This is a genomic window from Alkalibacter mobilis (genome assembly GCF_015594845.1).
Taxonomy (GTDB): domain Bacteria; phylum Bacillota; class Clostridia; order Eubacteriales; family Alkalibacteraceae; genus Alkalibacter; species Alkalibacter mobilis.
Genome location: NZ_JADNRK010000012.1, coordinates 1 through 26,148 on the forward strand (window position 1 = coordinate 1; position 26,148 = coordinate 26,148).

The 26,148-nt window shown below is 40.1% G+C and carries 29 protein-coding genes; 25 read left to right on the plus strand and 4 right to left on the minus strand.

The window, feature by feature from the left end:
• Nucleotides 1–165: 165 nt before the first annotated feature.
• From IWB18_RS07485 to trpA, 20 genes are all read left to right on the plus strand, one after another.
• On the plus strand, nucleotides 166–444 hold the full coding sequence (locus IWB18_RS07485; RefSeq protein ID WP_225877800.1) for an ATP synthase subunit I: 279 nt from the start codon (nucleotides 166–168) through the stop codon (nucleotides 442–444).
• On the plus strand, nucleotides 428–1,093 hold the full coding sequence (locus IWB18_RS07490) for a F0F1 ATP synthase subunit A (RefSeq protein ID WP_195683001.1): 666 nt from the start codon (nucleotides 428–430) through the stop codon (nucleotides 1,091–1,093). The genes IWB18_RS07485 and IWB18_RS07490 overlap by 17 nt, the downstream gene beginning before the upstream one ends.
• An 11-nt stretch (nucleotides 1,094–1,104) precedes the next feature.
• A complete protein-coding gene (locus IWB18_RS07495; RefSeq protein ID WP_195683002.1) occupies nucleotides 1,105–1,371 on the plus strand; it encodes a F0F1 ATP synthase subunit C in 267 nt (88 codons plus the stop codon).
• Between the two features lie 4 nt (nucleotides 1,372–1,375).
• On the plus strand, nucleotides 1,376–2,128 hold the full coding sequence (locus tag IWB18_RS07500) for a F0F1 ATP synthase subunit delta (protein WP_195683003.1): 753 nt from the start codon (nucleotides 1,376–1,378) through the stop codon (nucleotides 2,126–2,128).
• Nucleotides 2,129–2,145: 17 nt separating this feature from the next.
• Complete coding sequence (locus IWB18_RS07505) at nucleotides 2,146–3,657, plus strand: F0F1 ATP synthase subunit alpha (RefSeq protein ID WP_195683004.1); 1,512 nt, start codon at nucleotides 2,146–2,148, stop codon at nucleotides 3,655–3,657.
• A complete protein-coding gene (locus tag IWB18_RS07510; protein ID WP_195683005.1) occupies nucleotides 3,657–4,535 on the plus strand; it encodes a F0F1 ATP synthase subunit gamma in 879 nt (292 codons plus the stop codon). Before IWB18_RS07505 ends, IWB18_RS07510 begins: the two co-directional genes overlap by 1 nt.
• A gap of 93 nt (nucleotides 4,536–4,628) precedes the next feature.
• On the plus strand, nucleotides 4,629–4,814 hold the full coding sequence (locus IWB18_RS07515) for a hypothetical protein (RefSeq protein WP_195683006.1): 186 nt from the start codon (nucleotides 4,629–4,631) through the stop codon (nucleotides 4,812–4,814).
• A 26-nt stretch (nucleotides 4,815–4,840) separates the two neighbouring features.
• Nucleotides 4,841–5,131: a DUF5320 domain-containing protein gene (locus IWB18_RS07520; protein WP_195683007.1), complete on the plus strand. Its 291-nt coding sequence runs from the start codon at nucleotides 4,841–4,843 to the stop codon at nucleotides 5,129–5,131.
• 47 nt (nucleotides 5,132–5,178) lie between these two features.
• The gene (locus tag IWB18_RS07525; RefSeq protein ID WP_195683008.1) at nucleotides 5,179–5,547 is read left to right on the plus strand and encodes a DUF134 domain-containing protein; all 369 of its coding nucleotides are present in this window, start codon (nucleotides 5,179–5,181) and stop codon (nucleotides 5,545–5,547) included.
• A gap of 56 nt (nucleotides 5,548–5,603) precedes the next feature.
• A complete protein-coding gene (locus IWB18_RS07530) occupies nucleotides 5,604–6,158 on the plus strand; it encodes a DUF6512 family protein (RefSeq protein WP_195683009.1) in 555 nt (184 codons plus the stop codon).
• Nucleotides 6,159–6,212: 54 nt separating this feature from the next.
• The gene (locus tag IWB18_RS07535; RefSeq protein ID WP_195683010.1) at nucleotides 6,213–6,551 is read left to right on the plus strand and encodes a hypothetical protein; all 339 of its coding nucleotides are present in this window, start codon (nucleotides 6,213–6,215) and stop codon (nucleotides 6,549–6,551) included.
• A 254-nt stretch (nucleotides 6,552–6,805) separates the two neighbouring features.
• Nucleotides 6,806–7,426 (plus strand): corrinoid protein, encoded by a 621-nt coding sequence (locus IWB18_RS07540; protein WP_195683011.1) that lies wholly within the window; start codon nucleotides 6,806–6,808, stop codon nucleotides 7,424–7,426.
• Nucleotides 7,427–7,471: 45 nt separating this feature from the next.
• A complete protein-coding gene (locus IWB18_RS07545; RefSeq protein ID WP_195683012.1) occupies nucleotides 7,472–8,452 on the plus strand; it encodes a uroporphyrinogen decarboxylase family protein in 981 nt (326 codons plus the stop codon).
• Between the two features lie 492 nt (nucleotides 8,453–8,944).
• Nucleotides 8,945–10,405 carry an anthranilate synthase component I gene (gene trpE / locus IWB18_RS07550; RefSeq protein WP_195683013.1) on the plus strand — a complete coding sequence of 487 codons (1,461 nt, stop codon included), beginning with the start codon at nucleotides 8,945–8,947 and terminating at the stop codon, nucleotides 10,403–10,405.
• Between the two features lies 1 nt (nucleotide 10,406).
• Entirely contained in the window at nucleotides 10,407–10,970 is a 564-nt protein-coding gene (locus IWB18_RS07555; RefSeq protein ID WP_195683014.1) for an anthranilate synthase component II, read from the plus strand.
• A gap of 12 nt (nucleotides 10,971–10,982) precedes the next feature.
• Nucleotides 10,983–11,999, plus strand: a complete 1,017-nt coding sequence (gene trpD / locus IWB18_RS07560; protein ID WP_195683015.1) for an anthranilate phosphoribosyltransferase — start codon at nucleotides 10,983–10,985, stop codon at nucleotides 11,997–11,999.
• A gap of 16 nt (nucleotides 12,000–12,015) precedes the next feature.
• Nucleotides 12,016–12,795: an indole-3-glycerol phosphate synthase TrpC gene (gene trpC, locus IWB18_RS07565; RefSeq protein WP_195683016.1), complete on the plus strand. Its 780-nt coding sequence runs from the start codon at nucleotides 12,016–12,018 to the stop codon at nucleotides 12,793–12,795.
• On the plus strand, nucleotides 12,792–13,400 hold the full coding sequence (locus tag IWB18_RS07570) for a phosphoribosylanthranilate isomerase (protein WP_195683017.1): 609 nt from the start codon (nucleotides 12,792–12,794) through the stop codon (nucleotides 13,398–13,400). The genes trpC and IWB18_RS07570 overlap by 4 nt, the downstream gene beginning before the upstream one ends.
• Nucleotides 13,393–14,595 (plus strand): tryptophan synthase subunit beta, encoded by a 1,203-nt coding sequence (gene trpB / locus IWB18_RS07575; RefSeq protein WP_195683018.1) that lies wholly within the window; start codon nucleotides 13,393–13,395, stop codon nucleotides 14,593–14,595. The genes IWB18_RS07570 and trpB overlap by 8 nt, the downstream gene beginning before the upstream one ends.
• Nucleotides 14,585–15,379, plus strand: a complete 795-nt coding sequence (gene trpA / locus IWB18_RS07580; RefSeq protein WP_195683019.1) for a tryptophan synthase subunit alpha — start codon at nucleotides 14,585–14,587, stop codon at nucleotides 15,377–15,379. The genes trpB and trpA overlap by 11 nt, the downstream gene beginning before the upstream one ends.
• Nucleotides 15,380–15,443: 64 nt before the next feature.
• Here the strand turns inward: trpA and aroD are convergent, their stop codons facing one another.
• Entirely contained in the window at nucleotides 15,444–16,211 is a 768-nt protein-coding gene (aroD, locus tag IWB18_RS07585) for a type I 3-dehydroquinate dehydratase (RefSeq protein WP_408626609.1), read from the minus strand.
• A 215-nt stretch (nucleotides 16,212–16,426) separates the two neighbouring features.
• Between aroD and IWB18_RS07590 the strand changes: the two genes are divergently transcribed.
• Both IWB18_RS07590 and IWB18_RS07595 read left to right on the plus strand, forming a co-directional pair.
• Entirely contained in the window at nucleotides 16,427–17,011 is a 585-nt protein-coding gene (locus tag IWB18_RS07590) for a TetR/AcrR family transcriptional regulator (protein ID WP_195683020.1), read from the plus strand.
• 201 nt (nucleotides 17,012–17,212) lie between these two features.
• Nucleotides 17,213–18,997: a flavocytochrome c gene (locus IWB18_RS07595; RefSeq protein WP_207740775.1), complete on the plus strand. Its 1,785-nt coding sequence runs from the start codon at nucleotides 17,213–17,215 to the stop codon at nucleotides 18,995–18,997.
• An 83-nt stretch (nucleotides 18,998–19,080) separates the two neighbouring features.
• On the opposite strand, the gene IWB18_RS07600 is transcribed toward IWB18_RS07595, so the two are convergent.
• The 3 genes from IWB18_RS07600 to IWB18_RS07610 all read right to left on the minus strand — a co-directional run bounded on the left by IWB18_RS07600 (nucleotide 19,081) and on the right by IWB18_RS07610 (nucleotide 22,052).
• Complete coding sequence (locus IWB18_RS07600) at nucleotides 19,081–20,379, minus strand: TRAP transporter large permease (RefSeq protein ID WP_195683021.1); 1,299 nt, start codon at nucleotides 20,377–20,379, stop codon at nucleotides 19,081–19,083.
• Nucleotide 20,380: 1 nt separating this feature from the next.
• Entirely contained in the window at nucleotides 20,381–20,863 is a 483-nt protein-coding gene (locus IWB18_RS07605; protein WP_195683022.1) for a TRAP transporter small permease, read from the minus strand.
• A 121-nt stretch (nucleotides 20,864–20,984) separates the two neighbouring features.
• Nucleotides 20,985–22,052: a TRAP transporter substrate-binding protein gene (locus IWB18_RS07610; RefSeq protein WP_195683023.1), complete on the minus strand. Its 1,068-nt coding sequence runs from the start codon at nucleotides 22,050–22,052 to the stop codon at nucleotides 20,985–20,987.
• Nucleotides 22,053–22,375: 323 nt separating this feature from the next.
• Between IWB18_RS07610 and IWB18_RS07615 the strand changes: the two genes are divergently transcribed.
• The 3 genes from IWB18_RS07615 (at nucleotide 22,376) to IWB18_RS07625 (ending at nucleotide 26,052) form a co-directional block, all read left to right on the plus strand.
• Entirely contained in the window at nucleotides 22,376–22,813 is a 438-nt protein-coding gene (locus IWB18_RS07615) for an MOSC domain-containing protein (protein WP_195683024.1), read from the plus strand.
• A gap of 66 nt (nucleotides 22,814–22,879) precedes the next feature.
• A complete protein-coding gene (locus IWB18_RS07620) occupies nucleotides 22,880–24,715 on the plus strand; it encodes an ABC transporter ATP-binding protein (protein WP_195683025.1) in 1,836 nt (611 codons plus the stop codon).
• Between the two features lie 83 nt (nucleotides 24,716–24,798).
• On the plus strand, nucleotides 24,799–26,052 hold the full coding sequence (locus IWB18_RS07625; RefSeq protein WP_195683026.1) for a serpin family protein: 1,254 nt from the start codon (nucleotides 24,799–24,801) through the stop codon (nucleotides 26,050–26,052).
• Nucleotides 26,053–26,148: the final 96 nt, after the last annotated feature.

The following is a 26,148-nucleotide window of genomic DNA, read 5'->3' on the forward strand; positions in this document are numbered from 1 at the left end:
GAGCAAGCTTTCTAAGCAACAGCATATGCTTTGCAAGGAGCGTAAGCTCAAACCTTCGCTAACAACCTATATGGTTATTGTAGCATTAGGATATTCTTTAACAAAAATAAATAAGAATATAGCTGTGGTTATTAGCTATACTCTTATAATACGAGGAGTGAGACAATGATAATTGCATTTTTAACAGGCATACTACTTGGAGTGATATTCTTTGGAGGGTTATATTTGAGTATAGATTATATGAAGAAAGTCAAATATCCCGGCGCTTTTATGGGGGCAAGCATGTTTATCAGAACAGCCTTGGTGATAGTTGGAATGCTTTTGATAAGGGGTGACAGCTATTACAATATGCCTTTGGCTCTTATAGGAATAATAATTGTAAGGATTTTTATGACAACATGGGTCAAAAGAGGAAAGGCGGTCAAAAATGTCTATAGATCCTAGCAGTATCGTATATTTTGAATGGGGTTTTGTCAGAATAACTGCAACCCTTGTCTTTACGTGGATAATCATGTTGGTGCTGACTGTGGCAGGAATATTGCTAACCAGGAATCTCACGGATCAAGACAATATTTCTAAAGGGCAATCGATCTTGGAAGCACTTTTCGTTACCATCAGAAATCAAATCAAAAGCGTCAGTCAACAGGATGCGGGAAAGTATCTTCCATTTATCAGCACGCTGTTCATTTTTATCATGACTTCCACCATATTATCCATAGTACCTGGTTTTAATCCTCCGACGGGTTCTTTAAATACGACCATCGCCCTGTCCCTTTGTGTATTTTTCGCAGTCCCTTTCTATGGGATACAGAGCCAGGGTATCGCAGATTATCTTAAGCAATATGCTAAACCATCAATAGTCATGTTGCCCTTCAACATCATAAGTGAATTTTCAAGGGTCGTTTCTCTGGCGGTCAGGCTTTATGGAAATGTAATGAGCTCGAGTATTATCGTGATAATACTGCTTGGTGTGGTGCCATTTTTCTTCCCCGTTATCATACAGATGCTTGGTCTGTTGACGGGGGCAATTCAAGCATATATTTTTGCCATCTTGGCAATTGTATACATTGCATCTGCAACAAATAAAAATTAAGGAGGGTATTTATGGACTCAATAACTGTCATTGGGATGACATCCATAATAATTGCAGGAATGACTATAGCCATTGGCTCCATTGCGCCGGCCATAGGTGAAGGAAATGCAGTAAGTCAGGCGCTAAAATCCATTGCTCAGCAACCTGACGAATCCAACACTATTTCCCGAACGCTTTTTGTGGGATTAGCCATGATCGAATCTACAGCGATCTATTGCTTTGTAATATCAATGATCCTGTTGTTTGCAAATCCCTTTTGGAATGCAGTCATAGGGTGATGTCATGGAAATCAATTTATTCGAAGTTATCGCTCAAATCATCAACTTTTTTATTTTGCTGGTGATGCTTCAAAAGGTGTTTTACAAACCCATAAATGACGTTATGGAAAAACGGCAGGATAAGATAGACGAACTTATTGAAGATTCCAGAAGTAAAATGAGTCATGCAAACAAATTGATCGAAGAATATGAACAAAAGTTGGATAAATTGGAATCGGAAGAAAAAAATGCTATAAAAGAGGCGAGACAAAAGGCGGAAAAAATCAAGGACGATCTGCTGGAGGATTACAAAAGTGAGGCAGACAGAAGGAGGATGGAATATTTTAAAGAGATCGAAGATGATAAAAGGAAGCTGTCAAAAGAGATACAAACTGTTCTGGGCCAAAATTCAGTAAAAATAGCCAGACGGATTTTAACATACGTCACGGATGAAGCGCTGGAAGAGAAATATTTTACAGCCTTTGTAGAAAAGATCAAGAAGATCGACAAAATCGACGCAGAATATGAAATCTCTCTTGATGAAGAATATTTTGAAGTGATAAGTGCGACAGAGCTTTCCACGGAAAAAAAAGACATATTGAAGAGTGCATTGAAAAGCAAGTTCAATGAATTTAAAAGTATTGACTACACTGTAGACGAAAGTATGATAATTGGATATGAACTGAGGTTGGAGTCATACGCTGTCAACTCCAGTTTAAAGAAATATCTGGATCAGATAGAGTTAAATATTCTTAAAACGATTGAAGCCAAGTACTAGAAAAAGGAGTTGCCACCATGATCAAAGAGCAGTTGGCCAAGTTTAACGGTTTTGTTGATACAGCCTTACATGAAAATTTGGACAAATACGACATCGAAGAAATGGGAGAGGTAGTTTCTTTAGACCGTGGAATTGCCATTGTAAAGGGCCTCAAAAAAGTCAAATATTTGGAATTGATCCAATTTTCGAAAGGGACAAGGGGAATGGCCTTTAATTTGGATGTTGACAGGGTGGGGGTTGTTTTGCTTGGAAGTTACCGTCACATAAAGTCCGGAGACCCTGTAAAGAGAACTTACGATGTTGCAAGTGTTCCAGTAGGAAAGGAGTATTTGGGGAGAGTCATCGATCCCTTGGGAAATGTTATGGACGAGAAGGGCCCCATTAGAGGTAGTGATGAATTTCCTATAGAGAGAGAAGCTCCACCTATATTGGATAGAGCTCCTGTAAACGAGCCCCTGCAAACCGGGATCAAAGTGATCGATTCCATAGTACCGATAGGAAAGGGTCAAAGAGAGCTTATCCTTGGAGACAGGCAAACAGGGAAAACGGCAATTGCAATAGACACCATAATCAACCAGAGAGACAAAAATGTAATATGCATATACTGTGCCATCGGACAACAGATATCTTCGCTTTCAAAAATAATCGCATCTCTGAAAGAAAATCACTCTCTTAACCATACGATACTCGTAGTGGCGCAGGCTGATGATCCGCCGGGTCTTGCTTACATTGCCCCATATGCCGCGACTGCTTTAGGTGAGTATTTCATGGAGATGGGCGAAGATGTATTGATAGTATATGACGATCTAACAAAACATGCCCGATCATACAGGGAATTATCTCTGCTTCTTGAACGCCCCCCAGGAAGGGAAGCCTATCCGGGAGACATTTTCTATATCCATTCTAGACTTTTGGAACGTTCCACACATTTAAAAATCGACCTTGGTGGTGGAAGTCTCACATCCCTGCCCATAATAGAGACTCAGGCTGAGAATATTTCGGCATACATACCTACAAATCTAATATCCATAACTGACGGACAAATATTTATCTCGCCGAAAATATTCAACAAGGGCAATATTCCCGCTGTAAATATAGGGGCTTCCGTTTCAAGAGTGGGAGGAAAGACGCAGCTTTCGGCATATAGAAAAATAACAAGCGCATTGAAATTGTCCTACTCTCAATTCGAAGAACTGGAGATATTTGCCAGTTTCGGAACCAAGCTTGACGATGAGACAAAAACAATACTGTCCAGAGGAGAGAGGATTCGAACAGTATTCAATCAACCCCAATATTCGCCGGTGGAAGTATCTGAACAGATAGGGATATTTCTTGCACTGACAGAAGGACTTATGGACAAAGTGCCTTTGAATAAAATTGAAGAGGCGGAATTTATTGTTCGGAATGTGGTCAGAAATTTTATGGAGTTTAAAGAACTGGTCTTGTCAAGTGCTGGAATGGATGAGTCGATCAAGATTGAGTTTTTGGAAATGGTATCAGAGCGGTTTGAAGAGGAGTTGGTCGATTGATGCAAAGTCTCCAGGTTCTTCAGAAAAGAATAAATTCGGTTGTGAATCTAAAATCCATCGTAAGAACCATGAAAGCTCATGCGTCAACAAATATTTTGCAGTTTCAGCTGGCTGCCCAGGCATCCATGGATTATCGCAAAGTGCTTGACATGGCGATTTATGTAGTTTTGTCTGATTATGAAAATGAAATACCTGAAATCATGGAAAATAATGGAGGCTATACGCTGCATATCGTTTTCGGATCGGATCATGGTTTGGCCGGACGTTTTAACGAACGAATTGCAAATTATGCCGTGGCTAATGTGGGATCGGGAGATAAAAATTTGGTAATAGCTGTAGGGCAGCAAGTGTACAGGCGTTTAGAGTCTATTTATGACATATTCAACACCATGCCGGTTCCCCAGACCAACGACGGCATAACTTCTGTAGTTCAAAAATTGTTGATGGATATTGAAGAGCTCAGGAATAAGAATCGATTAAACAAGATATTGCTTCACTATTGCAAACCCCTTGGAAACAAAGGATATCAAGAAGAAAGTGAAATATTGTTTCCGGTGGATCTGAACAAATTTGCAAGCAGGACCATATCTTGGGAATCAAAACGTCTACCTGTGTACAGTATGGATCGGGAGAAGCTCATTTCCGAAATTATTAGGCAGTATTTTTTTATTACATTGTACAGGAGTTTTTGTTACTCCCTTGTGTCTGAAAATACAAGCAGGATCGAATCCATGACATCTGCTGAAAAAAACATAGAAGAACGACTTGAAGAATTGAATTTCTTTTACAGGACGCAAAGGCAAAACGGAATAACGGAAGAAATAAATGATGTGGTGTCGGGGTTCAAGGCCATAAAGAAATCGAAAGAAAAAAAGTAAAGAAAAATTAAAACAGTTATTGACATATGCCAATAAAGGTATATAATGAGATTGTAAATGGCATATGTCAATAACTGTTTGGAGGTGATGGACATGCCGAGAAGAGATGGAACGGGTCCGTCAGGCATGGGCGGCGGCAGAATGGGAGGACCATTCAGTGCTGGTCTGGGTGGATACTGCAAATGTCCAAATTGCGGGGCGACAAAAAAACACGATCGCGCTCAACCCTGCAGTGCGGTCAAGTGCCCGAAATGTGGCACAATTATGGTCAGAGGTTGATTTAAAGTTGAAGGGAGATAATAATTATGCCAAGAAGAGATGGAACAGGTCCAATGGGACAAGGCGCAATGACTGGTAGAGGCATGGGTGCATGCACCGGAGTCAATTCTGGATTTTATGGAGCAGGAAGAGGGTTCGGAGGAAGAGGCATGGGATTGGGTCTTGGGTGCAAAAGAGGTTTTGGAGGTTTCTTTGCTGGTCAGGGATATGGACTTACAGAGAAAGAAATTTTAAGTGAACAAAAAAATATTCTGAAATCCAGGCTTGATGCCATAGACAAACAATTAGGATCAATGTCAGAGGATGACGAGCAATAGGGGTCGACCCCTATTGCTTTAAGTCGTTTAAAAGGAGGTTATAACATATGCCGAGACCTAGAAAATGGAAAAAAGTATGTTGTTTGCCTGAAAGCACTTCATATGGTCCGCTGGATACGGAAGCTCAGGCTTCAGGGGTAATCGTCATGGCAGTGGAAGAATATGAAACTATAAGGTTGATAGATTACGAAAGATTGACTCAAGAAGAGTGTGCACAGAAGATGAATGTGGCAAGGGGTACCGTTCAAAAATTATATACTGATGCAAGGATGAAAATTTCCGAATCTATTATAGATGGAAAAAAACTTATCATAAAAGGTGGAGATTATGAGCTCTACAATGATAATGAAAAAGTAAACGGCTGTAGAAGATGTCGAAGAGGGCGGCACGGTAGAAATAACTCAAATGAAAATTGACTTGATTTTTTGAATCGTATTTTGTTTCTCATTGCAGGAGAAGAGGAGTGATCCGCATGAATCCAGACAAAAGGTCAAGGAGAATAAAATTGACAGGAATGGCTGTAACCATATTATTGGGTTTGGTTTTTCATGAGCTGTATAAAAGTACCAGAATATTGTCGCTTGGTTTGATCAGTCCCGTTAATGAAAGCAAATGGGAGCATTGGAAAATGGCCTACAGCCCCATGTTGATCGTTGGTGCGTTTGAATACTTTATTTTAAAAAGACATTCTAAAGAAGAATTTTCGAATTATATTTTCGCTTTGGCAGGCGGTATAGTAGTCTTTGAATCAACTACATTTGGGTTGATTGAATTGTATGAAGTCGCCGCCGGACATTCTGAACTTTGGGTGCACGTATCCACTTTTTTTCTTGGAGGGATTTCAGGCTATATCACCAAATATTACATATTGAAAAAATCAAAACCTTCAAAAATATTAACCGAGCTGGGAATAATAATTTTAATTATTCAACTTATAGTTTTTGCCATGTTTACATTTGATCCGCCAAGAATTGAATACTTCAGGGATTCATTAACTCAAACTTACGGGATATACAACATCAAGTAGGATTTTACAGAATTTGTTGAATTGCTCCCTTATGACTGAAAGGTGTTGAATAAAATGTCAAATTCAGAAAATAAAAAGATTCCGGATCATGCGATAAATTCGTATCGACTGGGATTGGCAAGTGTGGGAAGTTTAGTTGTATCGTTAGTTATTGGATTGACTATAAGAACCGTCGGATTGAATAACCTATTCCTTCCGATAGTCATACCATTATCGCTTTTGACTGTTTTTGCATCACGATCGTCAATGAACAAGTTTGATGACAAGAATAGTCTTGGTTATAAAAAAGCCTTAATGGGTTTTAAGTTGGGTTTGGCAGTATTGATCGGCGTAGTAGCCTTCCTTATTGTTGCAACCATATTTTTTTCCTTGGCATTTCCGCGAGGTCGATAAGTATTTTCCGAAAAAAGACACTTTTTCGTATTTAAAATACGAAAAAGTGTCTTTGAAAATTTATTTGATTATTCAATTTAAAAATCAAAATTTTATGCAAATGGATTGACATGTGATTATTATATGTATATAATATATAATTAGTAAATGAGTGTGAAGTTACTAAAAAAACTTATGTAAACGTACACATTCGATACTTCGAAAACATTTAAGTTAGGCAAAGATAAATCAAATATTTTGAGGAGGAAATGACGATGTCAAAAATTCAAGAAGTACAGGAAATGGTAGCAAAGGGAAAAACCAAATTGGTAGCAGGTTTGGTTCAGGAAGCACTTGACGAAGGCGCACAGCCAAAAGAGATATTGGATGCAATGATCGAATCCATGGGAGTAGTTGGAGACAAGTTCTCTGCAGGAGAGATCTTCGTACCCGAAATGCTTATAGCAGCAAAAGCAATGAGCAAGGGTGTAGACGTACTTAAGCCCCTGTTGGCAGGAGACGCTTCAACATCTTTGGGAACATGCGTTATCGGAACAGTTGCCGGAGACCTTCACGATATAGGAAAGAACCTTGTAAGCATGATGCTTGAGAGCTCAGGATTTACAATGATCGATCTTGGAGTTGACGTACCAGCAGAGAAGTTCGTAGAAGTGGCTAAAGAGAACAACGCAGTTATAGTAGCTGCATCAGGACTTCTTACTACTACAATGCCTGCACTTAAGCAGACATCGCTTGCACTTAAAGAAGCAGGATTCACCGTAATCGTAGGTGGAGCACCTGTAACACCTGAGTATGCAGCAGAAATCAAAGCAGACGGATACGCTCCTGATGCTGGTAGCGCTGTAACTAAAGCCAAAGAATTGATAAAAGCATAATAAAATCACAAGAAAATCACAAGAAAATCATAGGAGTTGATATAAATGTTAACAATTAGAGAGAACTTGCTTGAAACCATCAAAGGTGGAAATCCTGACAGATTCGTAAAGCAATATGAATTTATGGAAATGATCATGAATACACCAATAACCAGATTGAAGCCACCTATCGGCGGACAAATCGTGAACGAGTGGGGAATTACTGTAAGATGGCCTGAAGGTCAAATCGGAGCTTTTCCGGTTCATGATGAAGAACATAAACTTCTTAAGGATGTAACAAAATGGAAAGAAGTAATCAAGGCACCAAATATCGTTCATCCAGCGGAAGACTGGAAAGCTGCACAGGAAACCGTTGCTGCAATAGATAGAAACGAAAAATTTGTTACAATTTTCGTTGCTCCGGGAATTTTCGAGCACCTTCACTACTTCATGGGTATGGAAGATGCAATGATGAATTTCTATGAAGAACCTGAAGCCATGCATGAAATTATCGATTTCCTTGTAGAGTGGGAAATCAAGTTGGCTGATGAATTCATCAAATACCTGAAGCCTGATGCATTGTTCCATCACGATGACTGGGGCAGCCAAATCAACTCATTCATGGCACCTGAAATGTTTGAAGAGTTCATAGTACCGGCATACAAGAAGATATATGGACATTGGAAATCCAACGGGGTTGAGCTTATAGTTCACCACAATGACTCTTTCAGTGCTAATCTGGTACCTTTCATGATCGATATGGGAATCGACATCTGGCAAGGTGTTGTAACTACAAACAATACTCCGGAACTTATCAAAAAATACGGTGGAAAAATTTCTTTCATGGGAGACATAGACAGTGGAGTGGTAGACTTCCCGGATTGGAAGAAAGAAATCATCGTAAAAGAAGTTGAAAGAGCATGTAAAAACTGTGGAAAGCATTACTTTATACCTTGTGCAACACAAGGTGGACCAGGTAGTTCATTCCCGGGAGTTTACGATGCGATAGATGAAGAAATCGACAGAATGAGCAAAGAACTATTCTAACGTAAAAAAATAGCAGCGCGATCTATCAGGGTCGTGCTGCATTTTTATGTTTAAAAAATCCTCGAAAGTACAAATGATTTCAGTTGACAAGACAGGTGTCTTGTTGTATATTTATGAAAAGATTAAATTCAGTGACGGGAAAGAGTAAGTCAACTGCAAAGATTTAGCGAACCGGGGACGGTGAAAGCCCGGCATCAGAGCATTGACTGAATGGATCCCAGAGAAGCAAGGTGAAATGAAAAGAGTATCCGAAGCCGTAAGTCTTACGTTACAAAGACAGGGTATCGAACAGTAAAACTGTATCCGTACCTGAGAGAGAAAGATGATTATACTATCACTAGGTGGCATAACGAGCTTAACGCTTCGTCCTATATGGACGGAGCTTTTTTTTGATAGTAGGATCATCCAAATAAGGTGGCACCGCGAAATGTATTCGCCCTTACCGAATTATTCGGCAAGGGCGTTTTTTGTTGAAGACAAGGAGGGTTTCATATGATATATCCATCAAAAGAATTGTACAAAACGTTAAAAAACACATGCACGGTAATCCCTTTTGCAATGCAGATCGAAGGCGATACTGAAACGCCTATAAGTTTATTTAAAAAGCTTTGCAGGGAAGAAAAGACTTTTCTGTTGGAAAGTGTGGAAGGTGGAAGCAAATGGGGCAGATATTCGTACATTGGAAGAAATCTGTATGGAGAGATCATTTTCAAAGAACAGCAAACTCGAATCATAACCGAAGACAACGAAAAGATCGTATATGGAAAATCAATAGAGCACTTAAAGGAATTTTTCAGGGGAATATCTTATCCGGATATAGGAATGGAGACGATGCCTGCATTCACAGGTGGAGCTGTTGGATACGTGGCATATGATCTGGTGAGGGAGATAGAAAAACTGCCCGAACTGAATCCCGATGAAATGAATACCCCGGACGTACATTTGATGATGATGAAAGAAATTATCGTTTATGATCACCTTAAACAAAAGATATTTTTGATTTTCAATCAATTTAATCAAAATGCATCATATGAAGATTCAGTTGGTGTCTTAAATGAAATGGAAAATGAAATCAAAGAAAATATTTCACGAACTCCTTCAGATCGAAAATTTCAAATCGGTGAATTTGTCAGTAACGAAACATTGGATTCTTTTAAATTAAAAGTGGAAAGAGCTAAAAATCACATCAGACAAGGCGATATATTTCAAGTAGTGTTGTCACAAAGATTAAAGGCAAAAACGGATATGGATCCATTTGCAGCATATAGAAAACTTCGCTCGGTTAATCCGTCTCCTTATCTTTATTACATGAATTTTGGAGACTACACGGTGGTTGGATCTTCACCGGAATTACTGGTAAAAGTTGACAAGAATATGATAGAAACATGCCCCATAGCGGGAACCAGGCCAAGAGGGAAAACGGACGAACAGGATGAGATTTTTGCCGAAGAACTGATGAAAGATGAAAAGGAAAGGGCAGAGCATTTGATGTTGCTGGATCTGGCCAGAAACGACATAGGGAAAGTCAGCGAGTTTGGAAGTGTAAAAGTGTCCCAGTTTATGAACGTTCACAGATATTCACACGTAATGCACATAGTTTCCAATGTGATTGGAAAATTAAGAAATGAAATGGGAATGTTCGATGCTCTCAGAGCATGCCTTCCAGCGGGAACTCTGTCAGGAGCTCCGAAGGTTAGAGCTATGGAGATAATAGAAGATCTTGAAACGACACGAAGGGGCATATATGGCGGAGGTGTAGGCTACTTTGGGTTTAATGGAAATATGGACATGTGCATTACAATCAGGACCGTAGTATTCAAGAATGGTGAAGCGGTAGTTCAGGCAGGTGCAGGGATAGTAGCGGACTCTGATCCTGAAAGCGAGTTTTATGAATGTATGAACAAAGCTATGGCTTTATTGGAAACGTTGAAGAAAGCAGGGGAGGGAAAATAAGATGATACTGATAATAGATAATTACGACTCATTCACATACAATCTCTATCAATGCATAGGTGAGATCGACAGCGATGTAAGGGTGGTAAGAAATGATGAAATAACTATAGAAGACATCATAAAATTGTCACCGGCTCATATAGTCATATCTCCAGGACCAGGATATCCAAAAGATGCGGGAATATCAGAGGAAGTAATTGAAACATTGGGCAAGGAAGTTCCCATACTGGGTGTGTGTCTGGGACACCAGGCAATAGCAGAAGTTTTTAGGGGCAGGATAGTGGAAAATGAAAAGATGTTTCACGGCAAAACATCTGAAGTGAGCCACAACGGAGAAGACCTGTTTAAAGGAATAGAAAGTCCGTCTACAGTAATGCGGTACCATTCTCTGACAGTGGAAGAAGGCAGTTTTTCAGATGAGATAGAAATCACTGCAATGACTGAAAAAGGTGAGATCATGGGATTAAAACACAAGCTCTACCCCATTTACGGCGTGCAGTTTCATCCGGAATCCATAATGACGAAGGACGGCAAAAAAATGATAGAAAATTTTCTCGAAATGTAGGAGGGAAACAAGATGTATTCTAAAACACTCGAAAAATTAATGGAAAGAAAAGATTTGTCTCAAGTTGAAATGGAAGAGATGATGGATCAAATCATGAGCGGAAAATTGACGGACAGTCAAATAAGTGCAGTATTGACAGCTCTTAGAATCAAAGGAGAGACAAAAGATGAGATAACGGGTTGTGCAAAAGTCATGAGGGAAAAGGCTGCCAAGGTACGTGTGCTGGATGAAAATGCCATAGATACATGCGGAACCGGTGGAGACGGAAAGCATACAATAAACATTTCTACAGTTTCTGCAATAATAGCTGCCACTGCCGGGGTAACGGTCGTAAAACACGGTAACCGAAGTGTATCCAGCAAGTGCGGAAGTGCTGATGTCTTAAGTGATCTGGGTGTAAAGATAGATTTGGATCCTTCAGGAGCCAGCAGATGTCTGGACAAGGCGAAGATAGCATTTTTATTTGCTCCCATTTATCATCCTTCCATGAAGTATGTTATGAATACCAGAAGAGAACTTGGCATCAGAACGATTTTTAACATTCTTGGACCGTTGGCAAATCCGGGATTGGTGAAGAATCAGATCGTTGGCGTATTTGATGCAAACCTCACGGAGATGATGGCCGAGGTACTAAAGGAATTGGGGCTGAATCGAGCCTTGGTGATCCATGGTATGGATGGATTGGACGAGATCAGTATTTCCGACGAAACAAAGGTAACTGAACTTAAAAACGGTCAAATAAGGACGTATATGATAAAACCCGAGGATTTTGGAATGAAGAGGGCGAGTATAGAAAATATAAAAGGCGGATCTTCAAAAGAGAATGCAAACATGCTGATCGATTTATTGAAAGGAAATGTAGGCAACATTAAAGATGTGGTCCTTCTAAACAGCGGCGCAGCCATATACGTGGGCGGCAAGGCAAGGACTATAGCCGAAGGCATAGAAATAGCTCGATCCGTTCTTGACAGCGGAAAAGCATTTGAAAAACTTGAAGAGCTTAAAGCTGTATCAAATCTAGCGATTTGATTAAAGGGAGGTCAATATGATTTTAGAAAAAATCGTTAATCAAAAAATTTCAAGATTAATGTCTGAAAAACAACGGATGCCCCTTGATTTTTATAAGGAAGTCATCAGGGAAGGCAGAGAAAAAAGAGATTTTCGTTCAGCATTAAAAAGCGGGGATAAGATTTCCATAATAGCAGAAGTAAAAAAAGCATCCCCTTCCAGAGGGATCATTAAAGAAGACTTTGATCCGGAGGAGATAGGAAGGATATACGAAATGTCCGACGTGCAGGCAATATCTGTTTTGACGGAAAGGGATTTTTTTCAGGGGGATAAATCATACATTCCAACAGTAAAAACCGTTACCTCAAAACCGATCCTGAGAAAAGATTTTATCGTGGATGAGTACCAGGTATATGAAGCCAAAGCATTGGGGGCGGATGCAATACTTCTAATAGTTGCGTGTCTATCTGATGATCAGCTTTCTGAGCTGACAGATACAGCTAAAAGTCTGGATTTAGACATATTGACAGAGGTGCATGATGAACAGGAATTGGAAAGAGCGCTAAAGACGGAATCTAATATTATTGGGATAAACAACAGGAACCTCAAGACCTTTGAAATAGATATACGTAATACTGAGCGACTGATCAGTTACATTCCGGAAGGGATTGTCACCGTAAGCGAAAGTGGAATATCAAGCAGGGAAGACATGGTTTTTCTCGAAAACTTGGGAATTGATGCAGTCTTGATAGGAGAAACACTAATGAGAGCGGATTCCATACCCGGGAAGGTTTTAGAATTGAGAGGATCCATATGAAGAAAGTCAAGATATGCGGATTAAAGTCCCTGAAAGACATTTCATACATAAACGAATTCAAACCGAACTATGCAGGGGTGATTTTTGCTCCGAGCAAAAGACAGGTGGACAAGGCTTTGGGAAAAGAAATTCTAAACAACCTGAGACCCGGGATCTTGAAAGTAGGTGTCTTTACCAATGAGAGCATCGAAAATATTAATTATATTGTGAAATATTGTGATTTGGACATCGTGCAACTACACGGCGATGAAGAGCCAGACTTTGGAAAACATATAAATGCCCGGGTGTGGAAAGCTTTTCGAATTTCCGGGATAGAGGATTTAGAGCTTATGGAAAGATACCATGCAGAAGGATATCTTTTGGACACATACAGCAAAGATTCTTATGGAGGGACTGGAAAAAGATTCAACTGGGACATCCTGAAGTCTGTCACGTCAAAAAAAACCATAATACTTGCAGGAGGCATCAATGCTGATAATGTAACAGAAGCTCTGGATATAGACGTTATAGACGTGTTGGATGTTAGTAGCGGCGTTGAAACTGCAGGGACGAAAGACAAGGATAAAATAAAAATACTGATTGAAAAGGTGAGAAATCATGGATGAAAAATACAGTGTCAAGAGCAGGTTCGGCAAATACGGTGGTCAATATGTACCGGAAACCCTGATGCAGGCCTTGGGCGAGTTGGAAGAAGAATACGAAAAAGCGATAAAAGACAAAGACTTTGTTGATGAGTACAAGTACTATTTAAAGGAATACTCAGGAAGACCCACACCTTTGTATTATGCGAAAAACCTGTCAGAGAAACTTGGAGGCGGGAAGATTTATCTCAAAAGGGAGGATCTTAACCACACAGGGGCACATAAAATAAACAACGTGATAGGCCAGGTGTTGTTGGCGATGAGGATGGGGAAAAAAAGAATAATAGCTGAGACCGGAGCGGGACAACATGGAGTTGCAACAGCAACCATTTGCGCCATGTTCGACCTTGACTGTGAGGTCTATATGGGCGCTGAAGATGTAGAAAGACAAGCTTTGAATGTTTTCAAGATGGAAATGTTGGGAGCAAAAGTTATACCTGTCACTTCAGGAACGAGCACTTTGAAAGATGCAACAAACGAGGCCATAAGAGATTGGGTTTCAAATGTCAAAGATACTTACTATGTTATAGGATCAGTTGTGGGACCACATCCTTATCCGGCAATGGTTAGGGACTTCCAAAGGATCATAGGTGACGAGGCAAAGGAACAGATATTGAAATTGGAAGGGAGAATGCCTGATTATTTGGTGGCCTGTGTAGGCGGAGGCAGCAATGCCATGGGACTTTTCTACCCTTTTGTTGATGAACAAAATGTTAAGATCATAGGTGTAGAAGCTGCCGGTCAGGGGATCTATACAAACAAGCACGCCGCTTCCATAACCAAGGGTTCCGTTGGCATCATTCACGGAATGATGACTTACTTGCTTCAGGATGATTATGGACAAATTTTACCGGCCCATTCCATATCAGCTGGATTGGATTACCCGGGAATTGGCCCGGAGCATGCATTCCTGCACGATTCCGGAAGGGCTGAATACGTTTCGGTAACAGATGATGAAGCTTTGGCAGCGTTCCAGATGTTGTCGAGAGTAGAGGGGATAATACCTGCCTTGGAGAGTTCGCACGCCTTGGCTTATTTGATCAAGATGGCTCCTACTACCCGAAAAGAAGATATAATTATAGTTAATCTTTCTGGTAGAGGAGACAAGGATATGGAACAAGTCGCTAAGATTTTGAAGGAGAAAAATAATGAAAAGTAAGATCACAAAAAAATTTGAAGAATTAAAAAAATTTGACAAAAGAGCATTGATTACTTATATAACTGCCGGCGATCCTGATATCAAGGATACAGAAAAGCTTATCTACGCAATGGAAAGGGCCGGAGCGGACATAGTTGAATTGGGCATACCCTATTCGGATCCTCTGGCCGACGGACCGGTTATCCAACGTGCGGCTCAGCGGGCGCTGAAGAAAAATGTAAACATAGATGATATTTTTGATATGGTTAAGGAGGTCAGAAAAAATACGCAGTTGCCTTTGGCATTTTTGATGTACTACAACTCCATATTGAGATATGGAATAAACAAGTTTATTGAAAAGTGCAAGGATGTCGGCATGGATGGGCTAATAGTTGCGGATTTACCTTTGGAGGAAAGAAAAGAGTTTAAGGATCTTCTGAAAAATACGGGAGTGGACCTGATTCCGCTGGTTGCACCAACATCCAGAGAAAGGATAAAAATGATCGTAGAAGATGCTTCGGGTTTTATTTACTGCGTTTCTTCCTTGGGTGTTACAGGAACCAGGAGTAGCTTTTCTACGGAACTGAAAGATTTTATGGATCTTGTAAGAAGCTATACTGACGTACCGACGGCTATTGGATTTGGGATATCAGGCACGGAAGCCATCAGAGAATTAAAGGATTATAGCGACGGTTTGATAGTGGGAAGTGCTATTATCAAAAAAATCGAAGAAGGTTTGGAATATGGGACTCATTTGGAAAAAGTCGAAGAATTCGTTAAAGAGTTAAAATCGGCTTTCAAATAAAAATGATAAATATGATACGAGAAAAATGCCGACTTTAGACTGGTTTCAGCTATGCCGGCATTTTCTACGTATTCTTATGAAGAATTTTTAACATTGTCGAGAGATCCTCCGCACTGATCTGCCCTGGAGCAGATGTTTTGGAAACCGCTCCAAAAGTAACTGCGCTGCCAAAAGTTTCACCTGCCAATCGACTGATAAGACCGGTCCCCGACATTGACATGGTTATAATTGGCCTATCCCCATAGTTTTCATTCATGATGGTAGTAGCCATCAGAAGTTCCAGGACATCTGATTTTGATCTTGGCATCACTGCCAGTTTTGGGATATCGGCACCAAGATCCTGCATTTTTCTCAAGATCGACACCATATGATCTACGCTTGGAGTTTTTTGAAAATCATGGTTGGAAGCGACGATTTTTACGCCATTTTCGTGAGCTTCATGGATCAGATCCACAAACAGCTCATCTCCGGCTGTAAGAAGTTCTACATCCACCAGATCCACCATAGAGGTATTAATAACGTATTTTATAAGGGAAGCGTATTCATCCAAGGGAATTGATTTTTGGCCACCTTCTTGAATGGTCCTGAAGCTGAAAAGCAAAGGAATATCTTTAAATATCGCCCTCAATGATTTTAAAGTTTCTAATACTTTTTCAAATTCAAAAACTTCATCAAACCAGTCTCCGCGCCATTCCACCAGATCAACTGAATGATTTAATATCTCTTTGGCTTCGTCGATTATCTCAAAATGTGTTTTGCCTACTATTGGAACACAGATTTTTGGAATACCTTCGCCTATTTTAATTTCTCTAATTGTCAGGATTTTTATCACGATATCACCCACCATTTTGATATAGGTCTAATATATAATGCTTTTAGATCAAGGTCAACGTTTTAAACGAAAGTTAAAATCTAAATTGAGTATATTTTTTATAACTTAAATAAAAATTAAAAAAGGTAAAAAAGTGTGCACAAAGATCTAAAGTGAATTATAATTTAGTTAGAACCAGGAGCGCAACATATCATATTTATGAATGGAGAATCATCTTGAAAGTATCCTTGACCAAAAGACAGATAAAGGCAAATGAAACCAAAGAAAAAATTTACAAGACTGCCCTGGAATTACTTGAAGCCAATGGGTATGAGAATATAAGGATCGAAGACATATGCCAAAAAGCAGATGTGTCCATAGGGTCATTTTATAATTATTTCAATTCCAAGAACGATATATTGGAATTGATTTTTAAGCAAGCGGATGATTACTTTAAAAACGAGGTAAGAGTCACCCTGAGTCAATTCGAATCAATAGAAGCCATCCGTGAGTTCTTCGTCATATATTCAAAATTCAACGTTAAGACAGGTATTACCACACTTAAACAAATATATAATCCAGAGAACCAGTTTTTCGCAAAAAAAAGAGGGATGCAGGAAGTTCTGGTAGAAGTCATTGAAAGAGCGCAAGGTGAAAATAAAATCACAAGAGAATTTTCGCCTGACGAAATCGTCAGTATGCTGTTTATTCTTGCAAGAGGAATTGTTTATGATTGGTGTCTCAACAATGGTGAGTATGATGTGGTAAGGAAAATGAGCAGTTATACTGAAAGAGTTTTGAGTACTCTAGTGATAAAATAATTGATAAAGTTAAAATTGGAATGTACCTCGAAAGTTAGACAGCTTTTGGAGGTGCATTTTTTTATATTAACCAGATTCAAACAAAATGTTAAAAAAATAATGAATTCAGTGAACAAATTCATTGAATTCATTCTATCGATATGTTAATATAATAACCAAGTTATTGAGAAATATTTATCAAAAAATCAAGGGGGATAACAAATGAAAAAGAAACAAATGAAAAGAATCATTTCTGTTTTGTTGTGTGGGTTTTTAATGTTCTTTATGTTTGGATGTAAAGCAGACACCGATACCGACACTATGTTCAAAGCAGGGACCTACGAAGGAGTGGGAAAGGGAATTCACGGCGACATCAAGCTGGAAGTTGAAGTGGACGACGAAAAAATAATCGGAATAAATGTATTGGAACACGATGAGACACCGGGAGTTTCAGATCCGGCTTTTGAACTTATTCCAAAAGCAATGATAGACGGACAAACTTTGGCTGTCGATATCGTTTCAGGAGCAACTTACACTTCAAACGGCATTATCGATGCAGTAACGCAGGCACTTGAAGCTGCAGGTGGAGACATAGCTAAATTAACTGAGAAGAAGTCCGACGATACAGAAAAGGAAACAAAGGAAATATCAACGGAAGTTGTAGTAATAGGCGCCGGTGGTGCAGGACTTGCAGCAGCAGTATCGGCTCATGAGAACGGCGCGGAAGTACTGGTTTTGGAAAAAATGGGCAAAGTAGGCGGTAATACTATCATATCAGGAGCATCTTACAATGCTGTGGACCCTTCAAGACAGGAACCGCAAGGTATCGAAGACTCCATAGACCTGCACTTTCAGCAGACTTATGAAGGTGGAGACAAACTGGGAAACACAGATATGATAAGGATCATGGTTGAAAACGCATATCCAACCATTCAATGGCTCGAAACTATGGGAATGCAGTTTAATGATCATATCCATACAGTTTTAGGTGGAATGTGGCCGAGAGCCCATTCACCGGTCAAACCTTTGGGAACAGGATTCATCGAGACATTCATGAACTATATCGAAAATACCAATGGTGAAGCTCAAGTGATGTTGAATACAGAAGCAACAGAGCTTGTTATGGATGGAAACAAGGTGGTGGGAGTCAAGGCTGAAGGCCCGGATGCTTACTATGAAATCACAGCTACAAAAGGTGTTGTAGTTGCTACAGGAGGATTTGGAGCCAGCGTTGAATTGAGAAACGAGTACAATACTCAATGGGCTGATTTGACTAACATCAAGACTACCAACCATCCAGGTGCGACTGGTGACGGGATCGCTATGGCAAAAGAAATAGGAGCCAATCTTGTAGGTATGGAATGGATCCAACTTCTGCCGATGGGTGATCCTGAAACAGGAAGCTTGAGTGGAAACATCGAGCAAGGTGTTGAGAATAGAATATTTGTAAATAAAGACGGTAACAGATTTGTTGACGAAGGTGCTCGTAGAGACGTTATGACAGAGGCTTTGTTCGAGCAGAAAGATAACTTTATGTGGGTAGTTTTGGACAAGCATTCTTATCCAACTGAAGATGTGAAAAACCACTTCAATGAATCTATCGAAGAACTTGTAGCTGCAGGAAGAGCTTACAAAGCCGACACGCTTGAGGAATTGGCTGAGTTGATCGGTGTAGATGCCGACAACCTTGTAAAGGCAGTAGAAGGATTCAACAAAGGTGTGGATGAAGGTATTGATGAATTCGGCAGAACGCTTTATGAAGATAAAATCGACACTGCTCCATATTACGCAGGAGCGAGAGTACCGACTGTTCACCATACAATGGGTGGTATAGAGATAAATACGGAAACTCAAGTATTGACTGCAGATGGAACTATTATTGAAAACTTGTATGCAGCGGGAGAAGTAACAGGCGGGATACACGGAACCAACAGGCTTGGCGGTAACGCCCTTGCAGACATCAATGTATTTGGTAGAATAGCGGGAAGAAACGCAGCTACAAAGTAATAAATGATTTTTTAGTAATATAACAAAAGCCAGTGAGCATCTTGAATGCACACTGGCTTTTGCTGTGATATATAAATTTGAGGTCATCCCATTAAACTTGGCAAGAATAATACTATATCCGGGAACAACGTAACTATTATTCCTGCGGCTATCAAAGTAAACCAGAAAGGAATTACGGCTTTGAAAACTCTGGCGGGTGCCACTTTTGTTATGGAAGCCACCACTAGGGAAACTACTCCGACAGGAGGAGTCAACAAAGCGATAAGCAGCATGATGACCGTCATTATACCAAACCAGACACCGTCATACCCCAAGGTAATAACTATAGGGTAGACAATTGGGGTCATAATGACCAGGATTGCCATGGCATCCATAAAAGCTCCCATAACCAGATATATGGCAAAAATGGCCATTATAACAAGAAATGGAGTTACGTCCATGGTAGTCAGTACCCTGGTAAGGTAAATTGGGATACGACTTATGGATAAGAAAGTCCCGAACATTTTTCCCCCTACCATTATAAGAAAGGTCATTGCTGTGATCCTGGTCGCCTGGCTCATTGCACCTTTGAAGGCTTTCCAGTTAAGACGCTTCAATATCAAGGCTGCGACGAATGAAAGGAACGTTCCTACTGCCCCGGCTTCTGTGGGAGTAAACCAACCCAGGTAGATACCACCCATGCTGATAAGGAAGATGGTAGGAATTGCCCAAACCGTTTTTAAAAGATCCCAAGTCATTTTTCTTTTCTCCCGATTTACTACTGGAGCAAGCTGTGGTTTGAATTTCAATGTAAGTGAAACTGTAAGCATCAACATTACAGTGGTCATTATTCCGGGGATTATTCCCGCTATCAAAAGACCGCCGATGGTTTCCTCTGTAAGTGCTCCATAAATTACGAGCGTTGAACTGGGAGGAATGAGTATCCCCAAAGTTCCGCCTACAGCAGCACAACCCGCAGCCAAACCGTCATCGTATTTGTATTTTCTCATTTCATCTACAGAAACGCTGGCTATAGTCGATGCCGTAGCAACAGCAGAACCGGAAACAGCTGAAAAAAGAGCGCTGGCTCCCAATGTTGCCATGGCCATTCCGCCCCGGACCCTGCCCAAAATGACGTCAAAGAGCTGATAAAGCTCTCCGCCCAAATTAGCGTGGGACAAGACCATTCCCATCAGTACGAAAAGGGGTATTACGCTCAAAGTATAACTTTTGGCATTTACGAAAGCATCAGCCCCCAATTTTGCGAAAGCTCCTTCCGGAGATACTATCATGGAGTAGCCCAAGACAGAAACTGCGATCATGGCGATACCTACCGGAATACGAAATGCCAATAATATCAATAATAGTACGATTCCTAAAACTCCAATCAACTCAGGTGACATATTATTCAGCTTCTCCTTCCGATTTTTTAAATGTAAATAATGATGCTATCAATGACAAAAGAAAGCATATGGACCCTATTACCGCAAATATTACCACAGGATACAAGGGGATTCCAAGGACCGAAGTAGTGTAATTGCCCGACTGCATTCTAACACCGTACAAGTATAATCTCCAAGTCATAAGGGCGGTAACGCCTATTGAGAGAAGAACTCCCAATTCGTAAATCACAAATCGCATTTTTCTGGGAAATCTTGTATAAAGCAGATCGATGACAACGTGGTCGTCCTTGTGCTGCGCATAACCAAGCCCAAAAAAGACTATGAGAACAAGGGCCAGTTCAGTGATCTCGTAAGTGCCCCTGATCGGCTTGTTCAAAATATACCTCCCCGCTACGTCCATAACAGTCCAAATCGTCAATATAAACATTATCACGGCGCTTATGTAGGAAGCGATTCGATTGATTTTCAAAGAAATTTTTTCCATGGATTTTTCTCCTTAAAATTTAGATAAAATAAAATTATGTCAGTGACCTCGTAAACGATAGAATAGCGCTGCAAGATTATCTGCAAACAGCGCTATTGCTGTGTTTATTTGATTTTTTGAATTACTTTCTCATGTCCTCAACGATTTGAACCATAAGATCGTATACATTTTGGTGTGTTGAATCTTTGCCGGTCCATTCACCGATCATGGGTGCCAGGACCGCATCCCACTGAGCTTTTACATCTTCCGGTACAGCGTATATTTCAACGCCCCCGTCTTCGGCTATCTGGAACCCTGTTTCCAGGCCGTGGTCGTAGATCTCACCGGCTTTTTCAGCCATGTATTCGCCGCTCAGCCTTGATATCAATTCCTGATCATCAGATGAAAGGCTGTCCCATTTATCTTTGTTAAGGAACAAAACCTGAGGCGATACGAACATCTCCAACCCTCTGGTAGCGTTGGTGATGACCTCATGCAAACGATATGACTCGATAGTTGAAGAACCTATTGCAATTCCGTCGATGATCCCTCTTTCAAGGTTGTCGTACATGTCAGGTGCAGCCATACCTACAGGAACCGCTCCAAGCTTTGTAAGCATGGTTTCCTGCATTGGTCCCGCAAATCTTACTCTCATGCCTGCCATGTCGGCGGGTAGCTGAACAGGTTTTTTAGACATTATCTCTCCGGTGTCGGTGACCCACAAACTTAGTACTTTTACTTCGGAATACTCATCCTGCAAATCTGGACTTTGTTCAAGAAGTCTCCATAATGCCACGGAACCTTCTGTTGCAGAATTGACTATGAAAGGAAGTTCCACCACCTCGGTCAATGGGTATCTCCCTGCAGTGTAGCCTTGAAGAGTCCAACCAATATCAAAAGATCCAGCTATTACATCTTCGTAAACAGATGCTGCGCTTGTAATTGCAGCTGCAGGAATTATAGTCAATTTGATTCTTCCGTTGCTTTCCTCTTCCAAAGCCTCAGCAAATGGCTCGAGAATGTTCAAACTGATAGGATGCTGACCCGAGAATGGATGTCCCATCACCAATTCTACAGTTTCACCGGCATCGTTTTCATTGCCGCCGTCATCATCCGAAGACGAAGAGCATCCGGCCAAGAAGCCCAACATGGCAATTGTCATCATCAACGCTATCAGAACCAAAAATTTTCTTCTCATTTTGTTTTTCATGATTTTCCCCCTTGAGTTAAAATAATTTGGTAAAGCTATTTGAAACAAATCCAAACTTTTCAAATAAATTTTAATTCATTCTAAAAATTATATAGATATATAATTGTACAGAGCTGGATTTATTCAATATTATATTTCCTAAAATATTGAATGTCAAGGGTATAATCTAAAGTTTATAAATTAACGAAACACATTATAGAAGCAAAGTGTTTCCGGCTTTGGAATCCTTAAAACAAAAAAATTATATGCACCTAAATTTCGTATTTAATATGAATCTAACGCATATGTTATAATTGATTTTACAATGAGCAAGGAGGTTCGACATGGCGAGAGTACTGTCTGTAAATCTAAGTGAGAAGAGGGGCACCGGCAAATTGCCGATCGGTGAAGGCTGGTTTGAGATAGGGCATGGTCTTCTAGGTGATGGGCATGCCGGCAATTGGAACAGGCAGGTTTGCCTGTTTTCTGTAAAAAGTCTTGAACAGCTTGACGAAAGTGAAAGGAAAGCATGCGAGGAAACATATTCGGAAAACATTACCATTGATGAACTGACGATCCATACACTGCCGATTGGAACAAAGATAAGGGCAGGCGAAGCTCTTTTTGAAATAACTCAAATCGGGAAACCTTTTGTCAAAGATCAATCTGATCACACAGCAAGAGAGGTGATCATGCATAAAGAAGGAGTTTTTATGGTCGTGTTGAAATCGGGAAGAATACAAACGGGAGACAGTGTAACAATAGAAGGTCAACAAGAATAAATATGAAATCAATCAACAAGTGAAATTATTAAAACTTGAGAGATAAATAAAAAAGGGAGGATCTAAATGGCCAATATATCCAACAGGCCACCGGGGCCACGTGGTTTTTTAACTGAGGATGAAAAGAAAAACATGCCCAAGGTGTCCAAGAAGTTGCTGATGAGGATACTGTCATATCTTAGGCCCTACAAAGTGCAATTTGCTGCAGTTTTCGTGGCTATCATCCTATCATCCATAATAGGGCTTTTTCCCTCAATAATCACAGGTAGAATAGTTGATGAAGCTTTGACAGGTCAGGATATGGGACTTTTGATAAGACTTCTTGGAATAGCTTTTGGTACATTGACCCTGTCGCAACTGATAGTTGCTGCAGAGAGTTATATCAATGCTTGGATTTCTCAAAAGATCATATTCGATATGAAAAATCAGATGTATAAACATCTTGTCAACATGCCGCACGCCTTTTTCTTATCAGAGAAACAAGGCGACATAATAACCAGGATGAACAGTGATATTGGAGGAGTAAATGCGGTAATATCCGGTACGTTGAGCAGTATTATAAGTAATTTTATAATCGTGGCTACCACAATAGGAGCTCTTTTTATATTAAACTGGCGGTTGGCTTTGGTAGGTATCATTGTAATACCGATCATAATCCTGCCTACAAGAAAAGTTGGAAGGACCAGATGGAGACTCTTGTCTGAGAGCCAGGAAAGAAACGACGCCATGAACCAAATCGTCAATGAAACCCTGAGCATCAGCGGATCGCTTTTAGTTAAACTATTTACAAAAGAAGATCGGGAGTATGAAAAATTTATTTCCATAAATAAAGATCTTACCGATATAGTTATGAAGGAAGAGCGGTCAGGAAAGCTTTTCAGGATCATGATGGGGATGTTCGCACAAATTGGACCTCTTTTGATATACTTTGCCGGAGGTTACATGTTGATCAAGAATGCTGATCCAGGATTGACAGTGGGTATGATCACTTCTACCGTAATTTTAATAAACAGATTGTACAGACCCATACAAACACTTTTAAACCTGAAAGTTGATTTTACAAGATCATTGGCATTGTTTGACAGGATATTCGATTACTATGATAGAGAAAATCAGATAAAAACAATCAAAAATCCTTTAAAACCGAGTTTGGAAAATGCAGGGATAAAATTTGAAAACGTTACTTTTTCCTATAGATCAGGGATAAATACGCTGAAAAACATCTCGTTCGAAGTACAGGATGGATCCTTTTGCGCCATCGTGGGGCCTTCAGGATCGGGTAAGTCTACGATTATCAATCTAATACCAAGATTATACGATGTTGATGCGGGAAAAGTGTCCATAGCAAATGTGGATGTAAGGGAGTTTGACGTGCAATATTTAAGAAGTTCGATTGGATTTGTCTCTCAGGACACATATCTGTTCAATGGAACCATCAGGGAAAACTTGATTTATGCAAAAGAAGATGCAACTGAATCTGAAATGCATGAGGCGTGTAGAATAGCAGATCTTCATGATTTTATAATCAGCTTGCCTGAAGGATACGATACCCTGGTAGGAAACAGAGGTCTGAAATTATCGGGCGGTGAAAAGCAGAGGATATCAATTGCAAGGGTAGTTTTGAAAAATCCAAAAATTTTAGTGTTGGATGAAGCCACATCGTCCCTCGATTCAATTTCAGAAAATTCCATACAAAAATCTTTGGATCTGGTTATGAGAAATCGGACCGGGATAGTTATAGCTCACAGGTTGTCAACGGTGCTTGCTGCAGACAAGATCCTTGTTATTAAAGATGGTTTTATCGTGGAAGAGGGAAAACACCTTGATTTGCTTGAAAAAAGCGGTGTTTATAAAGAATTGTTTGAAACCCAATTCAAGGGAGTGATGGATAACAGTTGTTAAGATCGGATATAAAACTTAAAAGGAACCATTCTTGTGTTTGTGTGCCAAACTATTTGGGAATTAATTTAGTGGAGGTGCCGAATATGAGAAAATTTAAAAAAGTTTTGTTGCCGCTTGCGTTATTGTTGGTGACGGCGCTTATTGCAACCGGTTGTTCCAAAGCTGGTTCCAACGACCTCATGGCCGAAGTGAAAGCCGCTGAATGGCCTGAATCTGCAGATACAATGAGTCAGGAATTTAACCGTTCAGTAAGCAAATTTTCATGGGAGATTTTTGAAAATTCTATTGGAGAAAAGGGGAATGTGCTGGTTTCACCCACATCCGTCTACCTGGCTTTATCCATGACATTGAATGGAGCACAGGAAGACACGCTTGAAGGAATGAAAGATGCCCTGAAGCTTGAAAACATGACTATCCAAGATTTCAATGAATCATGTCGCAATTGGATCCTTCGTCTAAGGCAGCATACTGACAGGACAAAATTATTTGTCGCAAACTCGATTTGGTTTAGAGAGGGTTATGGGATATCTGAAGATTTTTTGCAGAATAATGCAGATTACTTCGATGCAGGAGCCCGCAGCTTGGATTTCAACGATACAGATTCCGTGAAAGTGATAAACGACTGGGTCAAAGAACACACCATGGAAACCATCGACAGCATCGTTGACGAGATCCACAGAGATACAATAATGTATCTTATCAATGCCGTTTATTTCAAGTCTGACTGGGATGAGAAATTTTTAAGTGATGATACGATTGAACAAAATTTCAACTCACCAGAAGGCATTGTTGTTGTCGACTTTTTGAACAGGACAGGAGAAATTTCATATTTGGCAAGAGAATCTTTTGAAGGAGTAGTTCTTCCATATGAAAATAACAGGTATGGCTACTTTGCATTTATGCCCAATAACCAGACAGATCTCAGAGATTTTGTTCGCGGGATGGATTCAATGGATCTTTCGCAAATGATTGATTCGGTTGAAAAGAAAGCGGTCAGACTTTCCATGCCAAAATTTGAAATGGCTTATGAAAACAGCTTGGTCGATGAATTGTCAATAATGGGAATGGAGACAGCTTTTAGCGGAAATGCGGATTTTTCAAACATGAATGCTTCAGGGATCAGCGAACTTTTCATCAATGATGTTCGCCATAAAACCTTTTGCAAGGTTAATGAAGAAGGAACAGAAGCCGCTGCGGTAACAAGTGTAGAAATGCGTTTGACCAGCGCACCTTCAGAAGAGATTCAAATTACATTTGACAGACCCTTTTTATTCGGCATATGGGATAATAATACAGACACTCCGCTGTTTATAGGATTGATGGAAAATCCGAAATAACAATAAGGTTTAGTTTCGTTCGACTCCGGCTTTAGTCGGAGTCTTTTTAGTTTTTGGCAATTTCATGCGATTAAAGATCCATTATATGAGTAATAA

Bases quoted from the DNA above. Each gene is read 5' to 3' on its own strand.
- IWB18_RS07615 (WP_195683024.1), top strand. From the start codon at position 22,376: ATGGCGAGAGTACTGTCTGTAAATCTAAGTGAGAAGAGGGGCACCGGC.
- IWB18_RS07540 (WP_195683011.1), top strand. From the start codon at position 6,806: ATGTCAAAAATTCAAGAAGTACAGGAAATGGTAGCAAAGGGAAAAACC.
- trpB (WP_195683018.1), top strand. From the start codon at position 13,393: ATGGATGAAAAATACAGTGTCAAGAGCAGGTTCGGCAAATACGGTGGT.
- IWB18_RS07490 (WP_195683001.1), top strand. From the start codon at position 428: ATGTCTATAGATCCTAGCAGTATCGTATATTTTGAATGGGGTTTTGTC.
- IWB18_RS07600 (WP_195683021.1), bottom strand. From the start codon at position 20,379: ATGTCACCTGAGTTGATTGGAGTTTTAGGAATCGTACTATTATTGATA.
- IWB18_RS07625 (WP_195683026.1), top strand. From the start codon at position 24,799: ATGAGAAAATTTAAAAAAGTTTTGTTGCCGCTTGCGTTATTGTTGGTG.
- trpA (WP_195683019.1), top strand. From the start codon at position 14,585: ATGAAAAGTAAGATCACAAAAAAATTTGAAGAATTAAAAAAATTTGAC.
- IWB18_RS07610 (WP_195683023.1), bottom strand. From the start codon at position 22,052: ATGAAAAACAAAATGAGAAGAAAATTTTTGGTTCTGATAGCGTTGATG.
- IWB18_RS07570 (WP_195683017.1), top strand. From the start codon at position 12,792: ATGAAGAAAGTCAAGATATGCGGATTAAAGTCCCTGAAAGACATTTCA.
- IWB18_RS07515 (WP_195683006.1), top strand. From the start codon at position 4,629: ATGCCGAGAAGAGATGGAACGGGTCCGTCAGGCATGGGCGGCGGCAGA.
- trpE (WP_195683013.1), top strand. From the start codon at position 8,945: ATGATATATCCATCAAAAGAATTGTACAAAACGTTAAAAAACACATGC.
- IWB18_RS07500 (WP_195683003.1), top strand. From the start codon at position 1,376: ATGGAAATCAATTTATTCGAAGTTATCGCTCAAATCATCAACTTTTTT.
- IWB18_RS07555 (WP_195683014.1), top strand. From the start codon at position 10,407: ATGATACTGATAATAGATAATTACGACTCATTCACATACAATCTCTAT.
- IWB18_RS07530 (WP_195683009.1), top strand. From the start codon at position 5,604: ATGAATCCAGACAAAAGGTCAAGGAGAATAAAATTGACAGGAATGGCT.
- trpD (WP_195683015.1), top strand. From the start codon at position 10,983: ATGTATTCTAAAACACTCGAAAAATTAATGGAAAGAAAAGATTTGTCT.
- IWB18_RS07535 (WP_195683010.1), top strand. From the start codon at position 6,213: ATGTCAAATTCAGAAAATAAAAAGATTCCGGATCATGCGATAAATTCG.
- IWB18_RS07520 (WP_195683007.1), top strand. From the start codon at position 4,841: ATGCCAAGAAGAGATGGAACAGGTCCAATGGGACAAGGCGCAATGACT.
- IWB18_RS07525 (WP_195683008.1), top strand. From the start codon at position 5,179: ATGCCGAGACCTAGAAAATGGAAAAAAGTATGTTGTTTGCCTGAAAGC.
- IWB18_RS07485 (WP_225877800.1), top strand. From the start codon at position 166: ATGATAATTGCATTTTTAACAGGCATACTACTTGGAGTGATATTCTTT.
- IWB18_RS07595 (WP_207740775.1), top strand. From the start codon at position 17,213: ATGAAAAAGAAACAAATGAAAAGAATCATTTCTGTTTTGTTGTGTGGG.
- IWB18_RS07505 (WP_195683004.1), top strand. From the start codon at position 2,146: ATGATCAAAGAGCAGTTGGCCAAGTTTAACGGTTTTGTTGATACAGCC.
- IWB18_RS07545 (WP_195683012.1), top strand. From the start codon at position 7,472: ATGTTAACAATTAGAGAGAACTTGCTTGAAACCATCAAAGGTGGAAAT.
- IWB18_RS07510 (WP_195683005.1), top strand. From the start codon at position 3,657: ATGCAAAGTCTCCAGGTTCTTCAGAAAAGAATAAATTCGGTTGTGAAT.
- IWB18_RS07495 (WP_195683002.1), top strand. From the start codon at position 1,105: ATGGACTCAATAACTGTCATTGGGATGACATCCATAATAATTGCAGGA.
- trpC (WP_195683016.1), top strand. From the start codon at position 12,016: ATGATTTTAGAAAAAATCGTTAATCAAAAAATTTCAAGATTAATGTCT.
- IWB18_RS07605 (WP_195683022.1), bottom strand. From the start codon at position 20,863: ATGGAAAAAATTTCTTTGAAAATCAATCGAATCGCTTCCTACATAAGC.
- IWB18_RS07620 (WP_195683025.1), top strand. From the start codon at position 22,880: ATGGCCAATATATCCAACAGGCCACCGGGGCCACGTGGTTTTTTAACT.